Origin of the sequence: Yoonia sp. (assembly GCF_036007805.1) — a bacterium.
In the GTDB taxonomy this organism is placed as follows: domain Bacteria; phylum Pseudomonadota; class Alphaproteobacteria; order Rhodobacterales; family Rhodobacteraceae; genus Yoonia.
On sequence record NZ_DASYOK010000198.1, the window covers coordinates 1 to 10,067 of the forward strand.

Consider the following 10,067-nt stretch of genomic DNA (forward strand, 5'->3'; position numbering starts at 1 on the left):
AAGCCAACCGTTTGCATGCCCTGCCGGAAACGGCTTTCGAGGCTGCCGCGAACGACCGCTCCGCTTATCTTTACGGGCCACTCACGCTTGCCAGCAAGCGGACACTTTGGCCCATCATAAGCCAGATCGCGGATCACCTGACAGCGCCGCGCACCGCTTTGGTCGCCGAAGCAGCACATGTCATGCCACCCATCGGCGCGCAGGGCCTCAATATGTCTTTGCGTGATCTGTCCTGTCTGCTTGATCTCGCGGCAGCGGCACCCGACCAACTGGGTGCGCCTGCGATGCTCGATGCCTATGCGCGCAAACGCCACCCTGACATCAAATTGCGCGTGACAGGAATTGACGCGCTCAATCGCGCGTCAATTGCCGGAAGCCCGATGATGCAGTCGCTTCGCGCCAAAGGGATCGAAGCACTTTATGGTGTCACGCCTATCCGGCAGACGTTGATGCAACTGGGCCTTGGCGCGCGCTAAAGCACCTTGTCCAGCACAGGCACCAGACGCGCCAACGTAGCGTCCACATCATAGAGCTTGTCCAGCCCGAAAAGGCCCAGCCGGAACGTGCGGAAATCATCCGGCTCGTCACATTGCAGCGGGACACCAGCAGCAATTTGCATACCTTCGGCGACAAATTTTGATCCATTCTGGATGGCCGGATCGTCGGTATAGCTGACCACGACACCGGGCGCGCCGAACCCTTCGGCCGCGACCGATTTTATGCCCTTATCCGCCAGCACCTTGCGTACCGCATCGCCCAAGGCCCACTGCGCCTCCTTCAGTTTGCCGAAACCGAATTCACGCGTTTCCAGCATCGTGTCGCGGAACGCCCGCAAGCCATCGGTCGGCATTGTTGCGTGATACGCGTGACCGCCATTCAGGTAGGCCTGCATGATGCTGTGCCATTTCTTCAGGTCAACGGTGAAAGAATTTGAAGTGGTTTCCGCCATCCTTGCCTCGGCACGTGCCGACAGCATCACTAGTCCCGCAGAAGGCGTGGACGACCAGCCCTTTTGCGGCGCCGAGATCAACACATCAACGCCGGTCGCTTTCATATCCACCCAGGCACAGCCCGAGGCAATGCAATCCAGCACCATGAGAGCACCCACGTCATGGGCCGCATCGGCAAGCGCTTTGATATAGCCGTCCGGCAGGATGATTCCCGCCGACGTTTCGACATGGGGCGCAAATACAACATCGGGGCGCGCTTCCCTGATCGCTGCTGTGACGTCTTCAATCGGTGCCGGTGCAAATGGCGCGCGCGTATCATTGCCCGCCTGCCGCGCCTTCATGACTGTTGTCTTGGCCGTAAACTTGCCTGCTTCAAAGATCTGGCTCCAGCGATAGGAAAACCATCCGTTGCGGACCACAAAAGCATGGGCATCAGCGCCGAACTGGCGCGCCACGGCCTCCATTGCGTAGGTGCCACCGCCCGGCACGATGGCCACGCTATCGGCATTGTAGACCTCGCAGAGCATGTCCGAGATATCGGTCATCACGCCCTGAAAGACCTTTGACATGTGGTTGAGTGACCGGTCGGTAAAAACCACCGAGAACTCCATCAAACCGTCCGGGTCGACCCCTGAAATTGCATTGTCCATTGCCATCTCCTTGCTGCTTATCCGTATGGCTATGTGCAGAACCGGCACAAAGCAAGCAGCGCCTGCCTAAATTGGCCCCGGCCTGCGTTCTTCTGACAAAAGCACATTTGCCTCGACGTTACCGACACCCGGCATGGTCATGATACGGCGACGCAGGACACGTTCAAAATCGGCCAGATCACGGGCCACGACCCGCAAACGGTAATCATAGAGCCCTAGCACGTGATCCACTGTCTGCACTTCGGGAATGGCCCCCACTGCGCGTTCAAAATCCTCAAGGCTCACACGCCCCTTGGTGGCAAGTTTGATACCCAGAAAAACCGTCACGCCGAACCCCAGCTTTCCGGCATCCAGCACAAGCCTGCGCCCCGCGATCACCCCGCCCTCTTGCAAGCGGCGGATCCGCCGCCACGTGGCGGGCTGGCTGAGGCCGAGTTTCTGACCCAACTGAGTTGTCGATTGATCCGCATTTGCCGAAAGCGCACGCAGGATTGCATAGTCAAGGTCATCCAGCGTCATAGCGGCAGGCTTTCGTCAGACTTCACCGATGCGACGGTCATCAGCGCCTCGATGTCCGCAATATGCGGCAAGGTCAGAACGTCTTCACGGTAAATCCGCTGATAATCAGACAAATCCTTTGCGATCAACGAAAGGCGTACATCAACACGCCCCAGAAAGGTCTGGATCTCGATCACTTCCGGCACCGCCCGTGCGGCAGAAATAAACTCGTCAAAGGCGCGCGCGACAGCTTTATCCAGCGTAATACGCAAACTGACCGAGACCGCATAACCTAATGCGGGCCAGTGAATGATGGCATGGCTGCCCTGAATGATCCGGTCTTCACGCAAACGGTCCACGCGTCGCATCGCGCGTGCGGGTGTCAGCCCCGTTGCCTCGGCCAGTTCCGGCATCGCGGTCGCGGGCTCTGCCTGCAAAAGGCGCAAAATGCGGCGATCAGTATCATCAAGCATAAAAATCATGCTATTCGAATAGAACACGCATAACAATCATCATCTTGCCAAAAATACTCAAGGAACAACACTATTTTCAGGCGGAAGATACGTTATACCCACCCCAGAAACCACATAAAGGACGACGACTATGCGCGTTTATTACGATCGCGATTGCGATGTGAACCTGATCAAAGACAAAAAAGTTGCCATTCTGGGCTATGGCTCGCAAGGGCACGCCCACGCATTGAACCTGCGCGACAGCGGTGCAAAGAACCTTGTTGTGGCACTGCGCGAAGGCTCGCCTTCTGCCGCCAAAGCGACAGGCGAAGGCCTGACGGTTATGGGCATCGCGGAAGCCGCGGCATGGTGCGATGTGATCATGTTCACAATGCCCGACGAATTGCAGGCCGAGACCTACAAAAAGTACGTCCATGACAACCTCAAAGAGGGTTCGGCAATCGCATTTGCCCATGGCCTGAATGTGCACTTCGGCCTGATCGAGCCCAAGCCGGGTGTCGACGTCATCATGATGGCACCCAAAGGCCCCGGCCACACCGTGCGCGGCGAATACACCAAAGGCGGCGGCGTGCCTTGCCTTGTGGCGGTCCACAACGATGCATCCGGAAAGGCGATGGAAATCGGCCTCTCTTACTGCTCCGCCATCGGTGGCGGGCGCTCCGGCATCATCGAAACCAACTTCCGCCAGGAATGTGAAACCGACCTCTTTGGCGAACAGGCTGTTCTCTGCGGTGGTCTGGTCGAGCTGATCCGCATGGGCTTTGAAACACTGGTCGAGGCCGGCTACGAGCCCGAGATGGCCTATTTCGAGTGCCTGCACGAAGTCAAGCTGATCGTGGACCTGATCTACGAAGGCGGTATCGCGAACATGAACTACTCCATCTCGAACACAGCCGAGTATGGGGAATATGTCTCTGGTCCGCGCATCCTGCCTTACGAAGAAACCAAAAAGCGCATGAAAGACGTGTTGTCCGACATCCAGACCGGTAAATTCGTGCGTGACTTCATGCAGGAAAACGCCGTTGGCCAGCCGTACTTCAAGGCAACACGCCGCATCAATGACGAACACCAGATCGAGCAGGTCGGTGAAAAACTGCGTGCGATGATGCCCTGGATTTCCGCGGGCAAAATGGTCGACAAAGCGAAAAACTGATCGACATGTAAGGTGGATCATGATCCACCTTACGCACCGAAAGGCCCGGGCACTGTCCGGGCCTTTTGCATTGCATAGGACCCCAAGATGACCACGCAACCCACACCGGCAAACTGGCTTTCCATCGTCCTTCTCGGATTGATCTGGGGCGCGACCTTCATGGTCGTGGCCATTGCGCTTGAAGGGTATGGCCCCCTGACCGTCGCCTGTGCCCGCACGACACTCGGGGCTGTTGCCCTGTTGCTGCTGATGCGCTTTTTGAACAGGCCATTACCTGTGTTCACGCCCGTTATGACCCGCTATCTGGTTGCCATTGGCCTGATGAACACCGCCCTGCCCTTCGCCTTGCTGAGTTGGGGACAGCAGTATGTGCCTTCCGCCTTTGCAGGTATCTCCATGGCCGCGCTGCCGCTTTTTGTGCTGCCGCTGGCGCATCTTTTCACTGACGAAAAGATGAGCCTACGCAATACCTTGGGTGTGATCCTAGGCTTTGTCGGGGCGACCGTCCTTATTGGCCCCGGTGTTCTGCGTATCGGCACGGGGTGGGAACCACTGGGCCAGATCGCCTGCGTCGCCGCGTCAATCTCCTATGCCGTCTCCAGCATCATGACCCGCCGCTGCCCGCCCATTGATCCGATCACACTGGCAGCGCTGTTGCTAACAGTGGGTTCAGTCGCCTTGATCCCTGCAATGTTGATCATCGAAGGCATTCCAACCATCGGGGACATGCGCCCAACCGTGGCAATCATTTTCCTCGGCTTCATCCCAACAGCATTGGCCGCCCTGATCCGCGTGGCGACGATCCGCTCCGCAGGGGCCATTTTCATGACACTGGTGAACTATCAGGTGCCGCTGTGGTCGATGTTCTTTGGCGCTTGGGTGCTCAGCGAGGTGTTGCCACTGCGTTTCTTTGTGGCACTGGGGCTGATCCTCTTTGGCCTCGCCATCAGCCAGTGGAGCAACCTGCGCAGGCTGCTGCCGCGCTAGACCGCGGCTTCCACTTCGGCCACAATACCGTCTACGACCTGCGCCAAAAGCGTATCGTCTTCGCATTCCGCCATTACACGGATCAGCGGCTCTGTACCCGACTTGCGGATCAGCAAGCGTCCTTTGCCCATCAGTTTCGTCTCGGCGTCCGCAATCGACGCTTTGACCAATGCATTCCCCAGCGGGTCCTGCCCTGCCGCAAAGCGCACGTTCCGTAGCATCTGCGGCACAGTCTCAAAGCTCTTGGTCAGAGCACTTGCGGGTCTGTCCGTCTCGATCATCGCGGCAAGAAATTGCAGGCCTGCCAAAAGACCGTCCCCGGTCGTCGCATAATCGGTCATCACGATATGACCCGATTGTTCGCCACCAAGGTTCCAGCCATGCGCGCGCATCGCCTCAACCACATAGCGGTCACCGACAGCCGTGCGTTCAAGGCGCAATCCGCGCCCGTCCAGATACCGCTCAAGCCCGAGATTGGACATCACGGTGGCAACCAGAGTCCCGCCATTCAGGCGTTCCTGATCAGCCCAGCGGCCTGCCATCAGCGCCATCAGCTGATCCCCATCGGCAACCTCGCCGTTTTCATCAAGGATCATCACGCGGTCCGCATCGCCGTCGAGGCAAATGCCGACATGCGCGCCCTCGGCCACCACTTTTGCAGCCGCCGCCGCCGTGTTTGTCGAACCGCAGCCTTTGTTGATGTTGAAACCATCAGGTGACACACCCACAGGGATCACCGTTGCGCCAAGCTCCCACAAGACCTCGGGGGCGACGCGGTAGGCGGCACCATTCGCGCAATCGATCACAACCTTCAGACCATCAAGCCGCATGCCTGACGGAAAGGTCGATTTGATCCGCTCGGCATAGCGGAAACGGCCATCGTCGATCCGCTTGGCGCGTCCGATATTCTGCGCCTGAGCCGGTTCGATCGGATTACCAATGATGGCTTCAATTTCGGCCTCAGCCTCGTCCGACAGCTTGAAACCGTCAGGACCAAAAAACTTGATCCCGTTGTCATGGTGCGGGTTGTGGCTTGCGGAAATCATAATACCGAGATCCGCGCGCATGGACGTTGTCAAAAGACCAACCGCAGGCGTCGGCACAGGCCCCAAAAGCAGCACATTCATGCCCGTGCTGGTCAAACCGGCGGTCAGCGCGTTTTCAAACATGTAACCGGACAGCCGCGTGTCCTTGCCAATCACAACGCGGTGGCCGTTGGACCCGTCATTGCGGAAATAACGCCCCGCAGCAGCACCGATCTTCAGCGCCATTTCTGCGGTCATGGGAAAGGTATTTGCCTTGCCGCGCACACCGTCGGTGCCAAAGAGTTTCCGTGTCATGTCATTGCCGCCCCGCCAATTGCCCATTCCAAGTCTAGTGCTTGCTTTGTTGCGAAGATATCGTGAACGCGCAAGATTTGCACGCCCTGCCTTGCGGCAAAAAGAGCAACCGCCACAGATCCGCTTACGCGGTCCGATGCGTCCTTGCCGCCGCCGATTGTACCGATAAACCGCTTGCGCGACGCGCCCAGCAGCACCGGACAGCCAAGCGCGTGGAAAAGTGCGATACCGCGCAAGAGGGTCAGGTTGTGTTCTAGCGTTTTGCCAAACCCGATCCCGGGGTCCACGATAATCTGGTCACGCGCAATCCCTGCGGCCAAAGCGGCCTCAACCCGCGCGCTGAGGAAGTCATAGACATCGAGCAGCACATCGTCATAGGTGGGATCGTTCTGCATCGTCTCGGGCGACCCTTTGGCATGCATGACACAAACCGGAATTCTGGCTTCGGCTGCGACCGCGGCCAGCTTCGGATCAAAGGTAAAGGCCGCCACATCGTTGATCAGGGTTGCGCCCGCCTCAACTGCCGCCAATCCCACTTCGGATTTGCGCGTATCAATCGAGATTGGCACATCGCTCTGCGCGCGAATGGCCGCAATCACAGGGGCTGTCCGCGCGATTTCCTCGGCAATCTGCACCTCGGCCGCACCGGGACGTGTGCTTTCACCGCCCACGTCGATGATCTCGGCGCCCTCTTGTTGCATTGCCAGCGCATGTGCCAGCGCAAGGTCGGGCGCATCAAACTGTCCGCCATCGGAGAAACTATCCGGAGTGACATTCAAAATACCCATGATCCGCGGGCCGGTCATGTCCATACCCGCAACGGGCGCACGCAGGCGTGTCAGGTTTTCCAGCACCTCTGCGGGCACATCGCCGGCAGGCATGGACCAGACGCCGCCGCCGCGCGTGTGAACTGCCACGGTATCAAACCAGCACAAACCACCCCCCAGAGGAAAGCTTTGCGCGGTCGGCGTTTCGCCAAAGCGGGCGACGGGGCGATAGTATTGGGTCATGACAGGTCAGCGGTCTCTGCCGGAACAGCACGCACTGGGATATCAGTCTGCGGCGCAGGCTGGCCAATGACCAGCAATTCCTTGGCCAGCATCTCTTGGGCAAACCATGCTACAAGGGCTACGGCATCGCGCGGACTGGCAGATGGACCATCAACCGCATCAAGAACAATCTTGGAGGGTGCCCAGATGCAAATCTGGCCATTCTTCATTGCCCAATCCAGTTCCGTCCGCGAATTGACAACCATGCAGCGACGGTCGCGCGCGGCCAAACTCCATGCATTTTGTTCGATCGCCAGCAGATCAATCCGGCGTTGGGCAAGCGCATTCTCCGCCTTGGGCGCGGGCACGTCAGCAGGCCCGACGCAAAGAATGAGCGGCGCATCCATTGCCGTCAGCTGATCTATCCACCCTGCAAGCTGCGGGCTTTCAACCGCGGCATTTGACAAATAGACGATGCGTGGATGCGGAGCGGCCACATGAGTCTGCCCACCCGGATCGACACCATCGCGCGCACGGACAATCTCGACCCCCAACGAGAACGGGCCACGGTCAAGTTTCTCTATGCGAACAAAGACACGTTCTGCCTGTGGCTCGAGCAGAATGCGTTCCGCGACACGCGCCGCGAGCGTTTCCAGCAGATTGATCCGCTCTGCTTCCAGCTCGTTGCTGATCGCTTCGGTCACCTTGTCGTAGGACAGGATACGGTCGACATCGTCATCAATCGGTCCGCTCAGCGGCAAGACCTCGACCACGACATTGAAGCGGACGCGCTGTAAGGTTCCGCGCTCTTGCTGAAATGCACCAATCTCGACCTCGACGACGTAATCACGTAGTGAAATACGATCGTAAGGAATGCTGCTACTGGCCTCTGCCCTCTCGCTCGGGTGGGCAAAGGCAAGGCGGATCTCATCAGTCATGGGGGCGTCCAACACGTCAAGTTACCCTTGTGGGATACAAGGGGGAACGCGGTGCGGCAAGCGTCAGGCGCGACGCTCATCCGCAATCATGCGACTTACATTGATGCCGTGCGCACAGGCTGGCGATAGAAGTAATGGAACCCGATCGAGGCAGTGCGTGGAAAACGCTTTGCCCAAGACGGGTTGACGGCCTTTGTATGATAATGCGTCGCACCACCGGTCAATGCGCGCGGTGCGCCATCAATCAAAATACGGGCAACTTTACCAACACGTTCCCACGACCGGGGCTCGGCGATGACTTCTGGTTTGCCGTCACAGGTATAGGTGAACTGGCAAGCGTAGAGGCGTCCAGTACCTTGGTTGATGACGCCACAAAGCGAATCCGGATAGGCACTGCTATCGACGCGGTTCATGATGACTTCGCCCACTGCGAACATCCCGCGAACGGATTCGCCACGTGCTTCGAAGTAGAGTGCTTCGGCCAGACATTGCCATTCTGGTCCACCATCTGCGGCGGGCAAGTCGGCCAGAAAGTCGCGATCATAGACAAGTCCGGTCTGTGTCTCGACGCCACGCTCTTGTGCAGGCGGCAAACTGGTCAGCATGCTCAAACGGCTGTCAGGCACGACCGATAGAGCCTGACGTTCTTGACCCAGAATGGCTTCCAAACGGCTTGCCATCACTTCATCCGCAAAGGCTGATGTTGCCCCAACAGAAATAGTTGCCGCACAACATGCGGCGATAATCGCCTTCAATACAGTCATTCTTCCCACCCAGGAAACTTCGCGGGTTAGCTCCGCGCCAGCGCGGCAGTCCATAGGGGAAACAGGCGCTCAGGTCTACCCCTTGGGCCGTGATGTTCAAAAACCGGCAAGATTACGCACAGGGTGCGACCGCAATATCACAAAATGCAGGGGCTTGCTGCATTTTAACTACTAAATGTAGCGTTGTATTACGGTGACACCTTATCGGCCAAAGCGAGCTGCGCCGCAGTGAGACGCGCCACCGGCACCCGGAACGGGGAACAGGAAATATAATCAAATTGCTGGGCACGACAGAACGCGATTGCCGAGCGATCCCCCCCGTGTTCACCGCAAAGCGACAAGACAACATCGCTGCGGCCCAACCGGCCACGCGCTGCACCGATGGAAATCAATTCGCCCACACCTTCAATATCCAGCGTATGGAACGGGTCTTCGACATAGACGCCCTGCTGCACATAAGACGACATAAAGCGGCCCGCATCATCGCGCGACAGACCATAGGTCATCTGGGTCAGGTCGTTGGTGCCAAAGGATAAAAACTCGGCATGCTCGACAATATCCTGTGCGCGCAAGGCCGCCCGCGGCGTTTCAACCATGACGCCGAGACGATAGGTGAAATCCGCTTTGCTTTTCGCCCTGACAGCGTTTGCCACCCCGTTGATCCGCGCTTTTTGCAGCTCGACTTCGCGCATGGCACTGACAAGCGGGATCATGATCTCGACATTGATCGAGATGCCTTTCCTCCCGACAGCCACCAACGCCTCAAAGATAGCTCGGGTCTGCATGTCGTAAATCTCGGGAATAGCGATTCCCAGACGCACGCCCCGCATCCCCAGCATCGGATTATATTCCGCCAGCGCATCAATCCGCTCGATCACATCCGGCAGCGGCAAGGCCACCTGTTCGGCCAGATCACGCATGCCTGCCTTATCGGAGGGCAGGAATTCGTGCAGCGGTGGATCAAAAAGGCGCACGCAAACGTTCTTGCCTTCCATGATCTCGAAGAGGGCCTGAAAATCGGCGCGCTGCATCGGCAGCAAGCGGTCAAGCACCTCTTTGCGGTCGTCGCTTTCTTCGGCAAAGATCATCTCGCGCATCACGCCAAGACGGTCGCCTTCAAAGAACATATGCTCAGTGCGGCACAGCCCGATACCTTCGGCGGCAAAGTTGCGGGCGGTTTGCGCGTCGGCAGGGGTGTCGGCATTGGCGCGCACCCCGATATCGCGGAAATCGTCCGCCCATTCCAACAGGGTCTGGAACGCACCATCGAGGGCGGCTTCCAGCATGGGCGGCTCACCGGCAAGGACCTGACCACGGCTGCCATC

The 10,067-nt window shown here is 58.3% G+C and carries 11 protein-coding genes; 3 read left to right on the forward strand and 8 right to left on the reverse strand.

The genetic code is table 11. The annotated features are described in order from the left end of the window. On the forward strand, window positions 1-476 hold a 476-nt coding region (locus VGP75_RS11320), incomplete at its 5' end, for an FAD-dependent monooxygenase (RefSeq protein WP_327543763.1). Here VGP75_RS11320 and VGP75_RS11325 read toward each other — a convergent pair. The 3 genes from VGP75_RS11325 to VGP75_RS11335 form a co-directional block, all read right to left on the reverse strand. Further along, window positions 473-1,600 carry an aminotransferase class V-fold PLP-dependent enzyme gene (locus VGP75_RS11325; protein WP_327543764.1) on the reverse strand — a complete coding sequence of 376 codons (1,128 nt, stop codon included), beginning with the start codon at window positions 1,598-1,600 and terminating at the stop codon, window positions 473-475. The two genes, VGP75_RS11320 and VGP75_RS11325, sit on opposite strands and share 4 nt — an antisense overlap. A 66-nt stretch (window positions 1,601-1,666) precedes the next feature. Then, a complete protein-coding gene (locus tag VGP75_RS11330; RefSeq protein WP_327543765.1) occupies window positions 1,667-2,119 on the reverse strand; it encodes an Lrp/AsnC family transcriptional regulator in 453 nt (150 codons plus the stop codon). After that, window positions 2,116-2,571: an Lrp/AsnC family transcriptional regulator gene (locus tag VGP75_RS11335; protein WP_327543766.1), complete on the reverse strand. Its 456-nt coding sequence runs from the start codon at window positions 2,569-2,571 to the stop codon at window positions 2,116-2,118. The genes VGP75_RS11330 and VGP75_RS11335 overlap by 4 nt, the downstream gene beginning before the upstream one ends. A 130-nt stretch (window positions 2,572-2,701) precedes the next feature. On the opposite strand from VGP75_RS11335, the gene ilvC reads away from it, so the two are divergent. Together ilvC and VGP75_RS11345 are read left to right on the forward strand one after the other, a co-directional pair. Further along, window positions 2,702-3,724 (forward strand): ketol-acid reductoisomerase, encoded by a 1,023-nt coding sequence (gene ilvC, locus VGP75_RS11340; RefSeq protein WP_327543767.1) that lies wholly within the window; start codon window positions 2,702-2,704, stop codon window positions 3,722-3,724. A gap of 87 nt (window positions 3,725-3,811) precedes the next feature. Further along, complete coding sequence (locus VGP75_RS11345; protein ID WP_327543768.1) at window positions 3,812-4,711, forward strand: DMT family transporter; 900 nt, start codon at window positions 3,812-3,814, stop codon at window positions 4,709-4,711. Here VGP75_RS11345 and glmM read toward each other — a convergent pair. The 5 genes from glmM to VGP75_RS11370 form a co-directional block, all read right to left on the reverse strand. Then, window positions 4,708-6,051, reverse strand: a complete 1,344-nt coding sequence (glmM, locus tag VGP75_RS11350; RefSeq protein ID WP_327543769.1) for a phosphoglucosamine mutase — start codon at window positions 6,049-6,051, stop codon at window positions 4,708-4,710. The genes VGP75_RS11345 and glmM overlap by 4 nt on opposite strands. Beyond that, window positions 6,048-7,061, reverse strand: a complete 1,014-nt coding sequence (gene folP / locus VGP75_RS11355) for a dihydropteroate synthase (RefSeq protein ID WP_327543770.1) — start codon at window positions 7,059-7,061, stop codon at window positions 6,048-6,050. The genes glmM and folP overlap by 4 nt, the downstream gene beginning before the upstream one ends. Beyond that, window positions 7,058-7,978, reverse strand: a complete 921-nt coding sequence (locus VGP75_RS11360) for a dihydroneopterin aldolase (protein ID WP_327543771.1) — start codon at window positions 7,976-7,978, stop codon at window positions 7,058-7,060. Before VGP75_RS11360 ends, folP begins: the two co-directional genes overlap by 4 nt. Before the next feature lie 95 nt (window positions 7,979-8,073). Continuing rightward, window positions 8,074-8,742, reverse strand: a complete 669-nt coding sequence (locus VGP75_RS11365) for a cell wall hydrolase (protein ID WP_327543772.1) — start codon at window positions 8,740-8,742, stop codon at window positions 8,074-8,076. Window positions 8,743-8,930: 188 nt separating this feature from the next. After that, window positions 8,931-10,067 (reverse strand): putative PEP-binding protein (locus VGP75_RS11370; RefSeq protein ID WP_327543773.1); only part of this gene is annotated, 1,137 nt, incomplete at its 5' end.